Origin of the sequence: Halocynthiibacter styelae, from assembly GCF_016123485.1 — a bacterium.
Lineage (GTDB): Bacteria > Pseudomonadota > Alphaproteobacteria > Rhodobacterales > Rhodobacteraceae > Halocynthiibacter > Halocynthiibacter styelae.
The window spans coordinates 72,523-91,168 of sequence record NZ_JADCKQ010000009.1; the positions used below are offsets into that span (position 1 = coordinate 72,523).

At 55.6% G+C, this 18,646-nt stretch carries 16 protein-coding genes; 9 read left to right on the forward strand and 7 right to left on the reverse strand.

From position 1 onward, the window contains the following. The first annotated feature begins 43 nt into the window (after positions 1 to 43). The 8 genes from H1D41_RS12465 to serS all read left to right on the forward strand — a co-directional run bounded on the left by H1D41_RS12465 (position 44) and on the right by serS (position 11,156). Positions 44 to 3,772, forward strand: coding sequence for a nitrate reductase subunit alpha (locus tag H1D41_RS12465; RefSeq protein WP_228849216.1), 3,729 nt, complete (start codon positions 44 to 46; stop codon positions 3,770 to 3,772). Beyond that, entirely contained in the window at positions 3,769 to 5,319 is a 1,551-nt protein-coding gene (gene narH, locus H1D41_RS12470; protein ID WP_228849217.1) for a nitrate reductase subunit beta, read from the forward strand. Before H1D41_RS12465 ends, narH begins: the two co-directional genes overlap by 4 nt. Beyond that, positions 5,316 to 6,035: a nitrate reductase molybdenum cofactor assembly chaperone gene (narJ, locus tag H1D41_RS12475; RefSeq protein WP_324250281.1), complete on the forward strand. Its 720-nt coding sequence runs from the start codon at positions 5,316 to 5,318 to the stop codon at positions 6,033 to 6,035. Before narH ends, narJ begins: the two co-directional genes overlap by 4 nt. 11 nt (positions 6,036 to 6,046) lie before the next feature. Continuing rightward, entirely contained in the window at positions 6,047 to 6,730 is a 684-nt protein-coding gene (narI, locus tag H1D41_RS12480) for a respiratory nitrate reductase subunit gamma (RefSeq protein ID WP_228849218.1), read from the forward strand. A gap of 21 nt (positions 6,731 to 6,751) precedes the next feature. Then, on the forward strand, positions 6,752 to 7,570 hold the full coding sequence (locus tag H1D41_RS12485) for a peptidylprolyl isomerase (RefSeq protein ID WP_228849219.1): 819 nt from the start codon (positions 6,752 to 6,754) through the stop codon (positions 7,568 to 7,570). Positions 7,571 to 7,678: 108 nt separating this feature from the next. Further along, positions 7,679 to 8,179: a DUF2478 domain-containing protein gene (locus H1D41_RS12490; RefSeq protein ID WP_228849220.1), complete on the forward strand. Its 501-nt coding sequence runs from the start codon at positions 7,679 to 7,681 to the stop codon at positions 8,177 to 8,179. 128 nt (positions 8,180 to 8,307) lie between these two features. Further along, positions 8,308 to 9,705: a pentapeptide repeat-containing protein gene (locus H1D41_RS12495; RefSeq protein ID WP_228849221.1), complete on the forward strand. Its 1,398-nt coding sequence runs from the start codon at positions 8,308 to 8,310 to the stop codon at positions 9,703 to 9,705. 158 nt (positions 9,706 to 9,863) lie between these two features. Next, the gene (gene serS / locus H1D41_RS12500) at positions 9,864 to 11,156 is read left to right on the forward strand and encodes a serine--tRNA ligase (protein ID WP_228849222.1); all 1,293 of its coding nucleotides are present in this window, start codon (positions 9,864 to 9,866) and stop codon (positions 11,154 to 11,156) included. Between the two features lie 112 nt (positions 11,157 to 11,268). Here the strand turns inward: serS and H1D41_RS12505 are convergent, their stop codons facing one another. From H1D41_RS12505 to H1D41_RS12515, 3 genes are all read right to left on the reverse strand, one after another. After that, positions 11,269 to 11,655: a hypothetical protein gene (locus H1D41_RS12505; RefSeq protein WP_228849223.1), complete on the reverse strand. Its 387-nt coding sequence runs from the start codon at positions 11,653 to 11,655 to the stop codon at positions 11,269 to 11,271. A gap of 93 nt (positions 11,656 to 11,748) precedes the next feature. Then, positions 11,749 to 12,333 carry a dimethylsulfonioproprionate lyase family protein gene (locus H1D41_RS12510; RefSeq protein ID WP_228849224.1) on the reverse strand — a complete coding sequence of 195 codons (585 nt, stop codon included), beginning with the start codon at positions 12,331 to 12,333 and terminating at the stop codon, positions 11,749 to 11,751. A 70-nt stretch (positions 12,334 to 12,403) separates the two neighbouring features. Continuing rightward, entirely contained in the window at positions 12,404 to 12,769 is a 366-nt protein-coding gene (locus H1D41_RS12515) for a YybH family protein (RefSeq protein ID WP_228849225.1), read from the reverse strand. Between the two features lie 96 nt (positions 12,770 to 12,865). Between H1D41_RS12515 and H1D41_RS12520 the strand changes: the two genes are divergently transcribed. Further along, entirely contained in the window at positions 12,866 to 13,717 is an 852-nt protein-coding gene (locus H1D41_RS12520) for a LysR family transcriptional regulator (protein WP_228849226.1), read from the forward strand. A gap of 4 nt (positions 13,718 to 13,721) precedes the next feature. On the opposite strand, the gene H1D41_RS12525 is transcribed toward H1D41_RS12520, so the two are convergent. The 4 genes from H1D41_RS12525 to H1D41_RS12540 all read right to left on the reverse strand — a co-directional run bounded on the left by H1D41_RS12525 (position 13,722) and on the right by H1D41_RS12540 (position 18,279). Then, entirely contained in the window at positions 13,722 to 14,432 is a 711-nt protein-coding gene (locus tag H1D41_RS12525) for a hypothetical protein (RefSeq protein ID WP_228849227.1), read from the reverse strand. Between the two features lie 71 nt (positions 14,433 to 14,503). Continuing rightward, entirely contained in the window at positions 14,504 to 15,970 is a 1,467-nt protein-coding gene (der, locus tag H1D41_RS12530; RefSeq protein ID WP_228849228.1) for a ribosome biogenesis GTPase Der, read from the reverse strand. A gap of 119 nt (positions 15,971 to 16,089) precedes the next feature. Further along, a complete protein-coding gene (locus H1D41_RS12535) occupies positions 16,090 to 17,535 on the reverse strand; it encodes a PQQ-like beta-propeller repeat protein (RefSeq protein WP_228849229.1) in 1,446 nt (481 codons plus the stop codon). Between the two features lie 84 nt (positions 17,536 to 17,619). Continuing rightward, the gene (locus H1D41_RS12540) at positions 17,620 to 18,279 is read right to left on the reverse strand and encodes a hypothetical protein (RefSeq protein ID WP_107498618.1); all 660 of its coding nucleotides are present in this window, start codon (positions 18,277 to 18,279) and stop codon (positions 17,620 to 17,622) included. Positions 18,280 to 18,646 lie beyond the last annotated feature (367 nt).

Sequence of the window (18,646 nt, forward strand, 5' to 3'; positions counted from 1 at the left end):
CCCGTGCACCGGGGCGGGCCAGCAAACCTAAGGAGAACATGAGATGAGCCATCTGCTCGACCGTCTGAATTTCTTCCAGTCAAAGCAACTGGATACCTTTTCCAACAAGCATGGTCAGACCACAAATGAGGACCGCGCCTGGGAAGATGTTTACCGCAACCGCTGGCGTCACGACAAAGTTGTGCGTTCGACCCACGGTGTGAACTGTACCGGCTCATGTTCGTGGAAGATCTACGTAAAATCCGGCATCGTGACCTGGGAAACCCAGCAAACTGACTACCCACGCACACGCCCTGATCTGCCGAACCACGAACCACGCGGCTGTGCCCGTGGGGCCAGCTATTCCTGGTATCTCTATTCTGCCAACCGGGTGAAAAACCCGTTGATCCGCGGTAAGCTGATGAAAGCCTGGCGTCGTATGCGCAAGAACATGGAACCCGCTGCGGCCTGGAAAGCCCTTCAGGAAGATCCGGTTCTGCGCGCAAGCTATGTGAAAACCCGTGGTAAAGGCGGCTTTGTGCGCGCGACCTGGGATGAGAGCACTGAGATCATCGCCGCCGCCAACGCCTATACCGTGAAAACATACGGCCCCGACCGCGTCTTTGGCTTCTCGCCAATTCCTGCGATGTCCATGGTGTCTTATGCCGCTGGTTCACGCTACCTGTCGCTGCTTGGCGGCGTCTGCATGTCATTCTATGACTGGTATTGTGACCTTCCACCTGCCTCTCCGATGACCTGGGGTGAGCAAACCGACGTGCCTGAATCTGCTGATTGGTACAATGCGGGTTACCTGCTGTTGTGGGGGTCTAACGTTCCACAAACACGTACCCCTGATGCACACTTCTATACAGAAGCCCGTTATCGCGGCACGAAATCCGCCGTTGTTTCGCCTGACTATTCAGAAGCCGCTAAGTTTGGTGACATCTGGCTGAACGCAAAACAGGGCACCGATGCGGCGCTGGCCATGGCTTTTGGCCACGTAATCCTGCGCGAATTCCACTTGGATCGTCAGGCCGAATATTTTGAGGATTACACCCGCAAATATTCTGACTTTCCGATGCTTGTCACCATGGAAGAAAAAGATGGCCGCATGATCCCGGGTCGTTTCCTGCGGGCGGATGATCTTGCCGGTAAGCTTGGTGAAAAGAACAATCCCGAATGGAAAACCATCGCCTGGGACAGTGAAAATGGCCTTTGTGCACCAAACGGGTCTGTCGGTTATCGCTGGGGCGAAGACGGTGAATGGAACCTTGAGGAACGCGCCAAGGGCAAAGACACTGATCTGAAGATGTCCTTCATCCTTGAAGAAGATCACGACGAAGTTGTCGGCGTTGATTTCCCGTATTTCGGCGGTGAAGCCACTGAAAACTTCCATAAATGTGACCACCCTGACGTTCTGACCCGCAATATTCCGGTCAAGAAAATCAAGTCCGGCAAAAAGACCATCACCGTTGCCACTGTGTTTGACCTCTTCTGTGCGAACTATGGTCTGGATCGTGGCCTGGGCGGTGAATGGGTATCTAAAGACTATAACGACGATATCCCCGGCACCCCGGCCTGGGCTGAGAAAATCACAGGCGTTTCCCGTGATAAAATCGAAGCCGTGGCCCGTGAATTCGCCCTCAACGCTGAGAAAACCAATGGTAAATCCATGGTCATTCTGGGCGCGGGTCTGAACCACTGGTACCACATGGATATGAACTATCGCGGTATCATCAACATGCTGGTGATGTGTGGTTGTATCGGTCAATCCGGCGGTGGCTGGAGCCACTATGTGGGCCAAGAAAAACTGCGTCCGCAGACCGGTTGGCAGCCGCTGGCCTTTGGTCTCGACTGGTGCCGTCCTCCACGTCACATGAACTCCACCTCTGCCTGGTATGCGCACACAGATCAGTTCCGTTACGAACAATTGTCAGCAAATGAAATCCTGTCCCCGACCGCACCGGAAGGTGACTGGGATATCAACCTGATTGATTACAACATCCGTGCGGAACGCATGGGCTGGTTGCCGTCCGCACCACAGCTGAAAACCAACCCACTTGAGGTGGCCAAAGCTGCGAAAGAAGCTGGCAAAGAGATCCCGGCTTATGTGGCTGAACAGCTGAAATCCGGCGATCTGGAAATGTCCTGTGAGGATCCGGATGCACCGGAAAACTGGCCACGCAACCTGTTTATCTGGCGTTCCAACCTGCTTGGTTCTTCCGGTAAAGGTCACGAATATTTCCTCAAGCACCTGCTTGGCACCGATCACGGTGTTCTGGGCAAGGACCTGGGTGAAGAAGGCGGCGCAATGCCGAAGGAAGCCAAATGGCACAAGGACGCCCCGAAAGGCAAACTTGACCTTCTGGTGACCATCGACTTCCGCATGTCCACCACTGCTGTGTATTCAGACATCGTTCTGCCGACCGCAAGCTGGTATGAGAAAGACGATCTGAACACCTCAGACATGCACCCGTTCATCCACCCGCTTCAGGCGGCGGTTGATCCGGCGTACGAAAGCAAATCTGACTGGGAAATCTTCAAATCCATCGCGCAGAAATTCAGCGAAGTCGCACCAGAAATCCTGGGCGTTGAAACTGACATTGTGCAATTGCCAATCCTGCATGACACCCCTGCCGAAATCGCGCAGGATCAAGTGCTTGACTGGAAGAAAGGCGAATGTGATCTGATCCCTGGTAAAACCGCGCCAAACTATATCGCGGTCGAACGGGATTACCCGAACCTGGGTAAAAAATTCACCTCTGTCGGTCCTCTGCTTGAAAAGCTGGGCAACGGCGGCAAGGGCATCAACTGGAACACCGAAACGGAGGTGCACCACCTTGGTGATCTGAACGGTCGTGTACTGGAAGATGGCGTTTCCAAAGGTCAGCCAAAGCTTGATACTGCGATTGATGCGGCGGAAATGATCCTGATGCTGGCGCCTGAAACCAACGGCGAAGTTGCGGTGAAAGCCTGGAACGAACTGTCTAAGGCAACCGGTCGTGAACACGCCCACCTGGCCCTGCCGAAGGAAGACGAAAAGATCCGTTTCCGTGACATCGCGGTGCAACCGCGTAAGATCATTTCCTCCCCTACCTGGTCCGGTATCGAAAGCGAAGAGGTCTGCTATAACGCAGGTTACACCAACGTGCATGAGCTGATCCCATGGCGTACCCTGACCGGCCGTCAGCAGCTGTATCAGGATCACCTGTGGATGCGCGCATTTGGTGAGGGTTTTGTCGGCTGGCGTCCTCCAGTGGATCTGAAAACCATCAATGCGGATATTCAGGACGATGGCGATAATCTGATCCTCAACTTCATCACACCGCACCAGAAATGGGGCATTCACTCTACTTACAGTGACAACCTGATGATGCTGACCCTGAACCGGGGTGGCCCTGTGGTCTGGATTTCCGAAACTGATGCGAAATCTGCCGGGATCGTCGATAACGACTGGGTCGAAGTCTATAACGCCAATGGTGCCCTGACTGCGCGTGCGGTTGTGTCCCAGCGGATGAAAGACGGTACGATCTTCATGTATCACGCCCAGGAAAAAATCGTGAACACACCGGGTTCTGAGAAAACCGGTCATCGCGGTGGCATCCACAACTCGGTCACACGGGCAACCGTGAAACCAACCCATATGATCGGGGCCTATGCGCACCAGTCCTATGGTTTCAACTACTACGGCACAGTTGGTTCCAACCGCGATGAATTCGTGGTTGTGCGTAAAATGCGCAAAGTCGACTGGCTTGATACCCCTGCAACCCAATCTCCGGAGGCAGCAGAATGAAGATCCGCGCACAAATTGGCATGGTGCTGAACCTTGATAAATGTATCGGGTGCCACACCTGTTCCGTGACCTGTAAGAACGTCTGGACCTCCCGTGAGGGGGTCGAGTACGCATGGTTCAACAACGTTGAAAGTAAGCCTGGCACAGGTTACCCGAAAGACTGGGAAAACCAGAAGCGTTGGAATGGCGGCTGGGAACGGACCAAAAAGGGTAAACTTCAGCCCAAGATGGGGTCAAAATGGCGGGTGCTGGCGAAACTGTTCGGCAACCCCGACCTGCCCGAAATCGACGATTACTATGAACCATTTGATTTCGACTATGACCACCTGAAATCCGCGCCGGAAATGAACCACTATCCGACCGCACGCCCGTTTTCCAAGATCACAGGCGAACGGATGGAAAAGATCGAAACCGGTCCGAACTGGGAAGAAATCCTGGGTGGTGAATTCGCGAAACGTGGCGAAGACTATAACTTCGAGGGCATCCAGAAAGAGATCTACGGCGAATATGAAAATACATTCATGATGTATTTGCCACGTCTCTGTGAACACTGTCTGAACCCCGCCTGTGCCGCCGCCTGCCCGTCAGGTGCGATCTACAAGCGTGAAGAAGACGGCATCGTTCTGATTGACCAAGAAAAATGCCGCGGCTGGCGCATGTGTGTGTCCGGCTGCCCCTACAAAAAGGTCTATTACAACTGGGAAAGCGGCAAGTCTGAGAAATGTACCTTCTGCTATCCACGCATTGAATCTGGTCAGCCAACTGTCTGTTCCGAAACCTGTGTGGGACGTATCCGTTACCTGGGTGTGATGCTCTATGATCAGGATCGCATTGATGAAGCGGCCAACGTAAGTGATGAACAGGATCTGTATAAATCCCAGTGTGACATCTTCCTTGATCCGAACGATCCGGAAATCGCCGCCGAAGCCATCCGTCAGGGTGTGCCGCAGGATTGGGTGAAATCTGCCCAGAACTCGCCGGTCTATAAAATGGCGATGGACTGGAAGATCGCCTTCCCGCTGCACCCGGAATACCGCACATTGCCAATGGTCTGGTATATCCCGCCACTGTCCCCGATCCAGAACGCAGCAGAAGCCGGCGCGATTGGTATCGACAAGGAAATGCCGGACGTCAAATCCCTGCGTATCCCTGTGAAATATCTGGCAAACATGCTGACCGCCGGTGAAGAATCCCCTGTGGTTTCTGCCCTGGAACGGATGCTTGCGATGCGGGCGTATATGCGCAGCAAAACCGTTGACGGTGTGATTGATGCGGGCATTGCCGAACGTGTGGGCATGACACCGGAACTGATCGAGGACATGTATCACATCATGGCGATCGCCAACTATGAGGATCGTTTTGTTGTGCCAACCGCGCACCGCGAACAGGTTGAAGACGCCTATGACATCCGCAGCGGCTGTGGCTTTACCGATGGCAACGGCTGTTCCACCGGCACAAGCAAGGGTTCCATGTTTGGCGGCAAATCCAAAGACTTCCGACTGCCAAACCCAATGCATACCGGACCACAGAATATGGAGGGCAAATGATGCTTATGCCATTAAAAGCCATCTCGGCTATCTTAAGCTACCCGTCGACCGATCTTCAGGCGGCAGGCCCGGAACTGAAGGCAGCCCTTGCAGAGGGCGACCTTCTGACACCCAAACTGGTCGATCTTCTGTCGCGCCTTGTCGATGACATCGCGGGCATGGATATCTATGCGGCACAGGAACGCTATGTGGGGCTGTTTGATCGGTCCCGCACCCTGTCCCTGAACCTGTTTGAACATGTGCACGGCGAAAGCCGTGACCGTGGCCCTGCCATGGTGGATCTGGTCGAAATGTATCGTGCCGGTGGGTTTGAACCCATCGCGTCCGAGCTGCCCGATCACCTGCCGGTGCTGCTGGAATTCCTGGCCTCTCGCCCCATGGCAGAGGTGAAAGATGTGATCGGTGATACCGCGCATATTCTGGAAAACCTGCAAACCCGCCTGACCCGCCGTGAAAGCGGTTACGCCGCCGCCATGGCCGCCCTGCAACACATCGCAGGTGTCAAAGCCGACGCCGCGGCAGTTGAGGCGCTTTTAAGCGTTCCGGATGAAGACCCGGACGATCTCGAAGCGCTGGATCAGGTCTGGGAAGAAGCCCAGGTCACCTTTGGTCCCGATCCCGCCGCAGGGTGCCCACAGGTCCGCGATATGCTTGCGAACCTGGATCAGCCCGTCAATCAGCCAACCGATGGCAATCGCGCCACCGCAGCCGAATAAGGAGAATAGACATGCATGAATTTCTGTTCGGAACCTTCCCCTATATCGCGATCACTGTGATGATTGTGGGATCCATCGCCCGCTATGAACGCGACCCTTTCACCTGGAAATCATCGTCCTCACAGCTGTTGCGCCGCAAACAGCTGATCATCGGATCCAGCCTGTTTCACGTCGGTGTTCTGGGCATTCTTGCCGGGCACTTTGTCGGCCTTTTGACACCCATCGCGATCTTTGACGCGATCGGCGTGTCCCATGGTGCGAAACAAATGCTCGCCGTTGTCGCTGGTGGCATCTTTGGCATTATGGCGCTTGTCGGCGGTGCAATGCTGTTTCACCGTCGCTGGACCGATCCGCGCATTCGCAAGACCAGTTCTTTTGCAGATATCGCAATCCTTGCGATGTTGCTGGCACAGTTGATCCTGGGGCTTGGCACGATCTTCAGTTCTCTGGGTCACCTGGATGGTCATGAGATGGTGAAATTCATGTCCTGGGCGCAGGGGATTATCTTTTTTGACGGGGCCGCCGCCAGCTATATCGCGGACGTGGCACTTGTGTTCAAACTGCACATCCTGCTGGGCCTGACGATCTTCCTGGCCTTCCCCTTCACACGTCTCGTTCACATGCTGTCAGCCCCCGTACGGTATTTCGTACGCCCCGGCTATCAGATCGTGCGTTCGCGTCGTAAATCAAACTAACCCTCTGTGGAGTAACGAAAAATGGCAAAGCCCCTTTTCCCTGAGGTCACAGTAAATGGCCAGGTGATTGCGCAGGAAGACATCGCGCAGGAAGCCCAGAACCACCAAGCCCCCAAGGGAAAACCGGGCTGGGCCTGGCAGGCGGGCGCACGCGCCCTTGTCATCCGCCACCTGATCCTGGAAGAGGCCCGCAAAATGGGCCTCTCCCCCGCACCAAACGAGGTTGCGCCGGGCAAGTTCGAAACCGAAGACGAAGCCCTGGTGCGCCAGGTGCTGGAAATCCGCGTCGAACCCGAGGACGTGACCGAAGACGCCATCAAACGCGCCTTTGACACCCACGGCGATCAGTTCCGCGCGCCGTCTCTGTATGAAGCCGCGCATATCTTGTTGGCCGTACGCTCGGATGATCAATCCTCACAGTTGGAAGCGAAACTAAAGGCGTCTGAAATTCTCAAACTGGCGCTGGAAAACCCGAAACGGTTCGACACGCTGGCGCGCGAAAACTCTGACTGTTCTTCCAAAGACAATGGCGGCGTTTTGGGGCAGTTGTCTTCGGGTGACACGGTTCCCGAATTTGACGCAGCCCTTGCCACGATCAAGCAAGGGGCCGTGCATCCGGAACTTGTGGAAACCCAGTTCGGCTTTCACATCATTCGCCTGGATGCCCGCGCCGAAGGGGCACCCCTGCCCTTTGACAGCGTCAGACAAACCATAAGTGACGCCATGGAACGGGCTGCCTGGGCGCAGGCGGCGCAGCGTTTCACGGCAGAGCTTGTCAACACAGCAGAAATCACCGGTGTGCGTTTCTCCGCCCCGGCTGAAAAGGTCCCGGCTGCCTGAACAGGTACCCACATGGTGAAATCCGTGTTGACATTTACCGCCCGGAGCAGAGAGTAACGACGACAACTCCGGGCGGGCTTTTCCGCCTTCTGATATATGAGGCCCGACATGAAAATCGGCTATACAAAACTGACCGGCCAGGGTGAACTGGATCTGCTTCTGGCGGGTGTCGCTGACAAGCTGACAGCACAGGGCAAACGCTGCATGGGAATTGTGCAGATCAACTCTGACCGCGATGACTGCCATCGCTGTGATATGGATGTGCAGGTGCTGTCCAATGGTCCAAAAATCCGTATTTCTCAAGACCTTGGCAAGGAAAGCCGCGGCTGTCGCCTGAACCCCGAAGCCATGGCCGAAGCGGTTTCCGCCGTCAGCCAGCGTATGGAAGATGGCTATGATGTGTTCCTGCTGAACAAGTTCGGTAAACATGAATCCGAGGGCAAAGGCTTTCGCGAACTGCTGGGCGAAGCGGCGGCTGCGGGGGCGACTGTCATGGTCGGAACCAACGGGCTGAATGAAGAGGCCTTTGTGGAATTTTCCGGTGGTGTCGCAGAATTTGTTGCCCCGGATGAAGCGGAAATTCTGGCCTGGATCACTGATACAAAGTGATCCCGCAAATCCCCTGAAATCCCCCCTTCCCCCGCATACACAATCCATGCACAACATATGCACATCTTATGCATATCACGCGCCCGCCGCATTCAGGGCGCGTTAAGGATTGATTTAGGGGATTTGAGATGACGGATTTAGATTTTTCAGACGCAGGTTTCACGCTTTCGGTGTCGTGGCAGTGGCTGTTTCTGATCGGCCTAACCGCGCTGTTTATCATCCTAGCCAGAATGACGGTCAAAACACACGGGCTGAAAATCCCTCAGCTACACGAACGCCCCTTCTTTAATTTGGCTCTCTGGGCTGGCGCTATGCTCGCGACGTTGCTCGCCGTCATTGCACTTTATGAGTTCGCAGCAATTCTTCTGATCACCGACTATCTCGGAGACTATACAGACCGGCACACTGCCCTGCGCAATGTAGGCCTTTTCCTTGCGGCTATCTTTGGTGCTCCTTTCCTCGTCTGGCGTACCGTGATTGCCAACAAACAGGCCCACACCGCTGAACAAGGCCTCTATACAGATCGCATCGCCAAAGCAGTCGAGCAGATCGGTGCCGATAAAGTGATGAAGCAGCAACTGAAATCCAAGTCAGGTAAACCCAGATTTGAAAACAAACGGAACACCGATGGAAAACTGGTAAAGCACAAGACGACAGGTAATCCCGTAATTGATTCCAAAAAGCCGATCATGATCGAAAGAACTGTCCCCAATCTGGAGGTGCGTATTGGCGGGCTGTTTTCCCTACTGCGAATAGCAAATGATAGCCCAACTGACATTCCGAGCATTGCTAGGGTTCTTTGCGCCTATATCCGTGAGAACACGCGACAACAGATAAGTGAAATTTCGCTTTCAGAGAAAGGCTTTCATGCGCTTCGAGCCGACATCGCAGTTGTGTTTGATATCCTCAAGGCAATGCAAGCTAGCGGCTATTCAGAACGATTGAATCTTACTCAAACAGATTTCAGAAAGCTCTCGCTAACAAACAAAGTTTTGAAAAATGTCGACTTTAACGGAAGCAACTTCAGCGACAGTAGACTAGATGGATCTGATTTTTCAGGAAGTAACTTCCAAAGTTGTGAATTCACGTATAGTAAACACGACGATATTTTGGATCGCGATACCGAGCTTCAAAGAGTTTGCCTCAGAAACACTTCCTGGAAGCTCACCGAAATTGAGCATCTGCATTTCAAGCGTTGCGATTTCTCTGGTGCTTTTTTCCACAAGACATGCTTCCGTTCTGCTGTGAATTTCTGGAACTGTGAATTCAAAGGAACGGCATTTAGAAGTACAGCCTTTGAAGTAGATAATCGTGGAAGTAACAAAATCTCTCGTACAATAGACGATATGAAGGTCTTTTCCGATGCCAGTAACGTCTGGGCGAGTGGTATCCATCCTCGAGACGACCAAGACCTCCCCAATCACTGGCCAACTGATGATTTGACAAAAGCCGAATTCATCGAACAATGGCGGGCCTGGCAGAAATCCATTGGGTTTGATCCTGAGAACCCAGAGGGCAGCGCCTGACCCTGGGTGGGTGCGAAGCGCCCTCCCGTGGGGAGGGTCGGGCGCTGCCCGGGCACGCCGGGCGGGGCTTCGACGCACATATAAACGGCCCGTTTCCCCCCGCGTAAAAATCGCTATAACACTCCCATAACGATTCACTTTAATCAGGAACCTGACAGATGCATGACATCCGGTTGATCCGCGAAAATCCCGAAGCTTTTGATGCGGCCATGGCGCGCCGGGGGCTCTCTGGTGTGTCATCTCAGGTTCTGGCGATTGACACTGCACGCCGCGCAAAGATCCAGGCGGCGGAAGAAGCCCAGGCAGAGCAGAACAAAGCCTCTAAATTGGTGGGGGCTGCCAAGGCCAAAGGCGATGAGGCGGAATTTGAACGTCTGCGCGCGCTTGTCTCTGCAAAGAAGGCTGAAGTTGCGGCGCTGAATGATGAGGCGAAGCTTGAGGATAAGACGCTTTACGATCTGCTGATGGCCACGCCAAACACCCCGCATGACGATGCGCCGGATGGGGACGACGAAGATGATAACGTCGAGATCCGCCGCTGGGGCACGCCAAAGGAATTCGCGTTTAAGCCGAAGGAACACTATGAGCTGGCCTGCGTGCAGGAGGGGCTTGATTTTGAAACCGGTGCGAAACTGTCTGGTGCGCGTTTTGCCGTGATGTCTGGTGCGGTGGCCCGTCTGCACCGGGCCTTAGCGCAGTTCATGCTGGAGCTGCATACAGAGGAACATGGTCTGCGTGAGACCTGGACCCCGGTTCTGGTGCGCGAAGAAATGATGTATGGCACCGGCCAGCTGCCGAAGTTTGGCGAGGACAGCTATAAAACCACGGAAGGCATGTGGTTGATCCCGACGTCTGAGGTGACGCTGACCAATATCGTGAATGGCGAAACCCTGGCTGAAGATTACCTGCCGCGCCGGTATTGTGCGCATACGCAGTGTTTCCGGTCTGAGGCCGGTTCTGCGGGCCGTGACACCGCGGGTATGCTGCGTCAGCACCAGTTTGAAAAGGTCGAGATGGTGTCTGTGACGCATCCTGACAAATCCATGAGCGAGCATGACCGCATGACACGCTGTGCGGAAGCTGTGCTGGAACGGCTTGAGATCCCGTACCGCACGGTTGTTCTCTGTACCGGTGATCTGGGGGCTGGCATGCGCAAGACCCATGATATCGAAGCCTGGCTGCCTGGTCAGGATACCTATCGCGAGATTTCGTCCTGTTCCGTTGCGGGTGACTACCAGGCGCGTCGTATGAATGCGCGGTTTAAGCCTGCGGAAGGTGGCAAGCCAGAATTTGTGCACACACTGAACGGATCTGGCGTGGCTGTCGGGCGCTGCCTGATTGCGGTTCTGGAAAATGGTCAGCAGGAGGATGGATCTGTGCGGCTGCCCGAAGCCCTGCGTCCGTTCATCGGCGGCAAGACCATGATCAGCGCCGAAGGTGTTCTGGTTTAAGGGTCAGCACTTTTTGAGAGGTTTCAGACGGGCGGAGGGCGAAATGCTCCCGCCCGTTTTAGTTCTGACGAACAAAAACCGTTGGGCCGGGCAGGCTACGCCTGCAATCCCTTTAGCCATCAACCTGGGGGGGGATTGCAGTCACCACATCAATTCTATGATCTGACGTTCTGATTTGATAATGGTGCAAAGGGCCGGGGAAATCCGAGGTTGCCCAGTTTGCATTACCGACAAATGCGAGCAGATGAGATTGTGTCACAACGCTGACCCAGCCCCCTTCATAGGTTTCACTCGCGCTGTCGGTTGCATACATCTCAGCGGTCACCGCATAGGTCACAAAATCCAGAAAACTGAATTTGACGGTCGGGCTTTCGGGCTTTATCTCAATCATCTGAACACCGGAAATCCCACCCAATGTTGTTCGATCCTCATCCACGAGGCCCTCTGAAACCGTGACTTCAAGTAAAGCCTGATTGATGGGCTCAATCAACGCGGTCATGGGGCGTTTCCAGCTGTTTATTTCGCGACATGCCGGATGTTGAAGGAGCGCGTGCATTTCAGCCATGGACAATTATCCGTTGTGATTATTGTTTTATTTCAAATCAGATTTCGCCACCAACCCGTCCCCACGCCAGGGGATCAGCGCCAGAAGTGGGCCGGGCGTCATGTCGAGGGCATGTTTCTGGTGTGGGGTGTGGTGGATCGTGTCGCCGGGGCCGGCAAGGCGTGGGGGATGACCTTCAGAATGGAAGATCGCGCTGCCGGCAAGAACGCAATAGATTTCCTCCGGGGCATGGGAATGTTCGGGATAGAAAAGCCCCTGCCCCCAATATCCGATGGTCACGCGGGCACTGTCTGAACTAAACATGCCTTCCGGCGAAATCAGGTTCAACCAGGCGTATTTGTTCAGGAAATCGCGGGAAAATCCGTCAGCCTCGGTATAGGTCTGCTGCCAATGCAGGCGATCAACCAGATGGGCGATTTGTGTGACCAGGGGACGGGTCAGATCATTGGCAAGCGGGATACAGGCGGCGAGGTCCACGCCACGGGGTGGTTCTTCTGGGTGTGCTGGCACAAAACCATAGGTATCGCGCCTTTGATCAAAGAAATCCGCTGCCCCCGGGAAACCCTGAGCGAGCATCCCTGTGACGTCATTAAACAGCGCATCAAATTCCATCCCGACCCCATCTTTTGCCTGACCCAACAGGGTTTCGGGGCAAATAGCAAGGGTCGGAACGGCGGATGGATCAGCCCTGGGCTTCGAAGTTATCTTCGCGCAGCAGGGCCTGGCCGTCCGGCTGCATCACCCAGAGTTCACGGGTGATGATGCCGTGGGCGTTGTTCATGGTCCAGGAGGCGGAAATCACGGCTTCGTTCTCGTTCAGAACTTCAACTTTCGCATCGGTATAAGCCACCTCGGCGAAACCTTTGGACACAAGATCATCCCAGAACGCCTGAATTTCGGCCCGACCCCGGAAGGTTCCAAACGGGGCGGCTGTCATGACCGCATCTTCTTCATAACAGGCGGCGCAACCCGCGCCATTGCCGCTGTTAAAAGCTGTTTTCCATTCAGCCAGTTTCGTCAGTGCTGCAGTTTCAATCGCTGTGGTCATCGTCACATTCCTTTTGTTTCTTAAGGGATATGTCGCCTGCCGCCCGGTCTGAAACAAGGTTGATTGTGTGAAATAATAGTTTAATACAATTACACAATGAAACTGAACCCAAATGACCTTCTGATCTTTCTGACGATCACTGAAACCCGGAGCCTCACTGAGGCGGCGGCGCGCAACGGGTTGACCAAATCGGCAGTCAGCCAGGCGTTGAAGCGGCTGGAAGATGCGATTGGGGCGAAGCTGTTGTTCCGTACAACACGTTCACTGTCGCTGACAGAGGCCGGGATGCGCCTGCTGCCCATGTGCCGGAAGATGCGTGAGGCCCAGCAGGAAATTGACGCGGTTGTCTCGGATCTGACGGATAAAAGCGCCTCGCTGACAGTGACCGCGCCGCATGCGCTGTGTCAGCCCCTGCTGATCCCGCTGCTTTCACAGATCAGCGAAACAGATATTCGTGTGATTGCCGATGACGCCGCGCTGAACCTAGTGGACCACCAGATTGATCTGGCCATCCGTGTTGGCGCCCCTGCCCCGCAATCGGCACAGATCACACGGATCGGAACGCTGAATGAAAGCCTCTGGGCGGCGGACGCCTTGGTTCAGAAAATGGGCGGTGTTCCCGGTGATCTTCGGGCGCTGGAAACCTGGCCCCATGCGGCAAATGACTGGCAGGGTAGCCCCTTGCGCTATCCGCTGGAAAACGGTGACATTCTGACCGCCCATCCCCGCTTTCGCTGCAATACTGTGCATGGTTTGCAGGGGTTCATCGCACAGGGCAGTGCTGTGGGCTTGCTGCCGGATATTCTGACGCAGACCGATCCCCGTCTGACACGGCTGGTGCCGATCTCACAAAGTCCGGTTTACGCCCTGCACCAACACGGCAAAACACCCCCACCGGGATTGCGGGACCTTATTCAGGCACTGCGTAACAGGCTGAAAAAGATCTGATCCATTATAAATGCCCCGGTTTGGGAAAACTGTCAGTCAGAGAGGCGTTCATTCCATACAAGTCACACAGGCACTGCCATTCACTGGCAAATTTATGGGCAAAAGCTTCACGTTCGACCGAGGGACGTCTGAAATAAGCATCCCCATGATCGTCCTGTCCCTTCAGACGCAGATAGTCCACCCAATGGCCAAATTCGTGTAAAAGTGTGCGGCGAAACAGCGTGTTGCCGACACCTGTTTCGGTCAGCGAAATCTTGTATCCACGTCGATCTTCCGTGATCTGATGCCCATCCAGCCTGAGACGGGCAAGCTCTTCCTGATCCATCAGTGTCAGCTTGCGGGGCCAGGAAAGCTCTGTGCCTGTGCGTTGTGCTTCCAGCATAAGCGCAGACCCTTTCGGTCCCGAATGCCCTGCAACTGAAAACTCTGCGTGGAACTGCATCCGGCCCCAAACCGGAAACTGCGAAGTTTGTTTGTTCGTGGGCTGACGAAAGACCAACAGATCCGGGAGAACAAAACCAGCCTCAGCCAATCTGGTAAGTGGTGCAAGGACCGCATCGGGCGAATTGCCAAAAGAAAATCCCGGGCGGGTCTCTTCTATGATCAGCGCGATCTCTTGTCCCGCCAGAGCATGATGGACCACAGTCACCTGTCCCAGGTTTTCATGCGCAAGATGCCAGACCTGGCCGCACTGACGCGGCTCAGGGATACGCATCGTATTGTCCTGCCCGTGGCCTGCGGCCCTGGTTCCGATCTTACGGTTCCGACGAACAGGATTGCGCATGATCAGCTGCCGTGGGGCTTTTTACCCAGGTGTTTACGCAGACGCGAAGGTGTTGATTTTGTGCGGTCTTTATACGGGTTGTCCTGACTGCGCATCCAGAGACGGATCGGAATGCCGGGCATGTCGAAATCCACCCGCAACCCGTTCACCAGATAGCGTGTATAGCTTTCGGGCAGCTTTTCGGGCAGCGAACACATGATAACAAAGCCAGGCGGGCGTGTACGCACCTGTGTCATGTAACGCAGTTTAATGCGACGGCCAGATGGTGCGGGGGGCGGGTGCGCCTCGAGCATGTCCATGAGCCAGCGGTTCAGTTTCGCGGTGGAAATCCGGCGGTTCCAGATGTCATGCACGCGCAGCACAGCTTCGCGCAGACGTTCCATACCACGGCCGGTTTTCGCGGAAATCGTGATCAATGGCGCGCCTTTCAGCTGCGGCAGCAGACGGGCAAAAGATTCTTTGAGGTCTTTCAGCTTTTGCTGTTTTTCGTCCTCAATATCCCATTTGTTCACCGCGATCACCACGGCGCGACCTTCGCGTTCCGCAAGGTCGGCTATGCGCAGATCCTGTTGTTCAAACGGGATCGCCGCATCCAGCAGAACCACCACGACTTCGGCAAATTTTACCGCGCGCAGACCATCGGCAACGGACAGTTTTTCAAGCTTTTCCTGCACTTTGGCTTTTTTGCGCATACCAGCGGTGTCAAACATCCGCACAGGTGTGTCGCCCCAGTCAAACCGCAGGGAGATCGCATCACGGGTGATGCCCGCTTCGGGGCCCGTCAGCAGGCGCTCTTCGCCCAGAACCTGGTTGATAAGCGTGGATTTACCAGCGTTCGGGCGACCAACAACAGCGATCTGCAGCGGGCGGCCCGTTGTGAAATCGCGGCTTTTGCCTTCGACTTCGGCGTCAGCTTCTTCATCGGTCAGCTCGACGTCAACGTCGGGCATTTCTTCTTGTTCTTTGGCTTCATAGGCATCAGCCAGCGGCATCAGAACCTGGTACAGATCTTCCATGCCTTCGCCATGTTCGCCGGACAGGCGCAGCGGTTCACCAAGACCAAGCGAATAGGCTTCAAGCCAGCCTTCTTCGCCGGCTTTGCCTTCGGATTTATTCGCGGCCAGGATCACATGTTTGGCGTTTTTGCGCAGGATATCTGCGAACAGTTCATCCGTCGCCAGAACACCGTCACGTGCGTCGATCATGAACAGACAGATGTCTGCCATTTCAGCCGCGCGTTCCGTCAGGCGGCGCATCCGGCCCTGAAGGCTGTCATCTGTCGCGTCTTCCAGACCGGCGGTGTCGATCACGGTGAACCGCAGATCCCCCAGGCGGGCCTCGCCTTCGCGCAGGTCACGGGTCACGCCCGGCTGGTCATCAACAAGCGCCAGCTTCTGCCCGACAAGGCGGTTAAACAGGGTGGATTTCCCCACATTCGGACGGCCAACAATGGCGACGGTAAGTGTCATGATTCATTTCCCCGGACGGATAAGCCGCCCCGATACACCATATATGCAAAAAGCGAAAGGGGGCGTGGTATTTCGCCCCCTCTGCAAAAATCGAAACGCGCCCGTCAGCGGGCGGCGTGTTACCGGTATGCCAGCAACTGGCCTTTGGCGTTGACCACATAAAGCGTGCCACCGACAACCGCCATGGAGCTTGCGGCCCCACCCGGCAGCGGCGTTTCAGAGATCAGGCTGCCGTCTTCGGGCGAAAACGCCCGCAACATGCCGTCACCAGAAGCCACCATGACCTGCCCACCGGCAAGGATCGGGCCGAAATGCGGGTAAACGCTTTCGCGGCGGCGCACTTTACGGGCCTCAAAATACGGCAGGAAAGCCCCCCAGATACGTTCACCCGTAGCGGCGTCCAGACGCAGAAGTTCCGCCTGATCAGACACGGCAAATACTGCATTGCCAGACGCCCAGACCGGGTTCATCGCACCATCGGTTGCAGTCCAGATGCGTTCGCCGCTGGTCGCTTCCAGGGCAGCGATCCGGCCGGCAGAAGAACCTACATAGATACGATCGCCGGAAATCACCGGATCGCCTGTGATATCAACCACTTCCGCATAGACACGCCCGCGACGTTGCCCCGCAAGGCTGGCCGCCCAGAGACGCACACCGCCACGTGGGAAGGTCGCGTTCAGATCGCCAGAGGCATAGGGGAAGACTGCGATATTGTTGTTCACAGCCGGGCCTGCCCCGCCCGAGATACCGCTTTCAGACGGGATGCCCGGGATGTTCCATTGCACACGACCATCGGTCTTATCAATCGCCCAGGCTTTGCCGTCACGGGACACCACATAAACGAGATCGCCGTAAACCGTTGGCACCCCGGTTGCAGCCCCTTCCAGACGCTGCGTCCAGAGTTCATCACCGGTTGCGGCCTCAACCGCGACAAGCGTGCCAAAACCTGTTGTGACAAACAGGGTGCCGCCATCAATCGCAAGCCCGCCACCGCTGGCCGCGTCATTGTTGTCAAAGCCCGGCGTCACGTCTTTTGACCAGAGGCGTTCACCACTGGCAGATGTCGCCACAAGCTGTGTGCGGCTGTCCAGCGTAAAGATACGGCCATCCGCCACCACTGGATCAGCGGTGATCTGATAGCGGCGGCTGTTGCCTGCCCCGATATCAGCGGACCAGATCAGTTCAGGTGTGCCGTTGAACGCCGGGTGCTGTACGCGGTGGCTGGCCGATCCGTTGCGGTGGGTCCAGCTTGCATGATTGACCTGCGCAGGCGCGTTAAAGCCCACGGCACGGTTTTCACGCAGCACCCGGTCGCCAGAGCGTTCCAGTTCTTCGCGGGTTACACGGATTTCTGCTTCGGCATCCCCCGCTTCAAATTCCTGACTGACATTCGCAGGTGCGCGCAGATCATGGCGTTCACCCGGCAGGATCACTTCCCGCTTTGAACAGGCCGCCACCAGGATACCGGCCGCCATAAGCGCCATAACTGAGGCCCGGAAAGGCATATTGCTGCGCAGAGGCGCGTTGTTTGAACTGTTTTTCACGGTCTGACCTTTATCTGTCACGATCTGGCCCCTTTGCCTGAAATATGCCGCAGCCCTGCGGCCTTCTGCCCTGCAACCCGCAGAGCAGAGATTCACGTCATCAGATTATGTCGTCTCAAGGCTGCCGCCAAGCGCCTCAAGCAATTGCAGAACACGCACGCGCTGTGCAGAGGTGATCTCTGAATCAACGGCGATGTTTTGCAGACGTTCAATCGCAGCGTCGGTTTCACCCGCAGCAAGATCAAGAGACGCCAGCTGTTCTTCTGCCAGAAGACGGAAGGCCGCCCCCGGTGCCGCAATGCTTTCAAGCGATGTGCGGGCTTCGACCGCATCAATACCCGCAAGAGAGGCGCCTTTGAGAACAGCAAGATCGCGATAAACCTGCGCCAGTGAACTGTCTGCCGCAACTTCCGCATACAGCGTGGCAGCGCGGGCCGTATCCCCGGCATCGGCAGCCTCAGCCGCCTCATAGAACCCCAGAACATTTGCAGCACCACTTTCAGAGGTTGCCGCAGCGCGGGCTTCGGAAAGAGCCTGGATCCGTGTCTGGGGATCTTCGGTTTCAAGCGCCAGAATAATCCCGTCCCCTGCAGCCTGAGCCGCGGTTTCCATCTGAGATTTCCGGATTTCATTCCAGGTTGCGCCACCAACAATGGCAATGACCGCGACACCCGCGATCCAGCCATAACGCCGGACCATCGTCCAAAGCTGTTCCTGGCGCACCTCTTCGGTGACTTCTTCAATGAAACTGTCTGTATTGCTCACAGAGCTGCTCCCATAATTTTGCGCGGGGGATCTGTCACCGCCTGACATCATTCCCCACATATAATTTTCTTCCCTCTTAGCGCGTCTGGCGCAGCTTTGCCAAGGGTTGATACCAGGTCTGAGGGATCGGCTGGCTGCCACAGGCGGCTTCCCGCCCGCAATTCTGCATATTTACACAGTCCGGCTACGGTCTTACGCGAAACCGAACACTGACAGAAACCTTGCCAGACAGTCTGAAACTGCCTAAATAAACTAAACTGTTCAGAACGCCTGCAGCAAAACGCCATATTTTCTGAAACAGCAAGATTTATATCCCGGATTTCACTATTGTTCCGGTGACAGGAATGGAAACGCCGGCCGACGGGCT

Excerpts from the sequence above, each read along its gene's own strand:
- H1D41_RS12520 (WP_228849226.1), top strand. The coding sequence starts at position 12,866 with ATGAAACTGAACCCAAATGACCTTCTGATCTTTCTGACGATCACTGAA.
- H1D41_RS12525 (WP_228849227.1), bottom strand. The coding sequence starts at position 14,432 with ATGCGTATCCCTGAGCCGCGTCAGTGCGGCCAGGTCTGGCATCTTGCG.
- H1D41_RS12485 (WP_228849219.1), top strand. The coding sequence starts at position 6,752 with ATGGCAAAGCCCCTTTTCCCTGAGGTCACAGTAAATGGCCAGGTGATT.
- serS (WP_228849222.1), top strand. The coding sequence starts at position 9,864 with ATGCATGACATCCGGTTGATCCGCGAAAATCCCGAAGCTTTTGATGCG.
- narJ (WP_324250281.1), top strand. The coding sequence starts at position 5,316 with ATGATGCTTATGCCATTAAAAGCCATCTCGGCTATCTTAAGCTACCCG.
- H1D41_RS12515 (WP_228849225.1), bottom strand. The coding sequence starts at position 12,769 with ATGACCACAGCGATTGAAACTGCAGCACTGACGAAACTGGCTGAATGG.
- H1D41_RS12490 (WP_228849220.1), top strand. The coding sequence starts at position 7,679 with ATGAAAATCGGCTATACAAAACTGACCGGCCAGGGTGAACTGGATCTG.
- narH (WP_228849217.1), top strand. The coding sequence starts at position 3,769 with ATGAAGATCCGCGCACAAATTGGCATGGTGCTGAACCTTGATAAATGT.
- H1D41_RS12495 (WP_228849221.1), top strand. The coding sequence starts at position 8,308 with ATGACGGATTTAGATTTTTCAGACGCAGGTTTCACGCTTTCGGTGTCG.
- H1D41_RS12510 (WP_228849224.1), bottom strand. The coding sequence starts at position 12,333 with ATGGAATTTGATGCGCTGTTTAATGACGTCACAGGGATGCTCGCTCAG.
- H1D41_RS12465 (WP_228849216.1), top strand. The coding sequence starts at position 44 with ATGAGCCATCTGCTCGACCGTCTGAATTTCTTCCAGTCAAAGCAACTG.
- der (WP_228849228.1), bottom strand. The coding sequence starts at position 15,970 with ATGACACTTACCGTCGCCATTGTTGGCCGTCCGAATGTGGGGAAATCC.
- H1D41_RS12505 (WP_228849223.1), bottom strand. The coding sequence starts at position 11,655 with ATGACCGCGTTGATTGAGCCCATCAATCAGGCTTTACTTGAAGTCACG.
- narI (WP_228849218.1), top strand. The coding sequence starts at position 6,047 with ATGCATGAATTTCTGTTCGGAACCTTCCCCTATATCGCGATCACTGTG.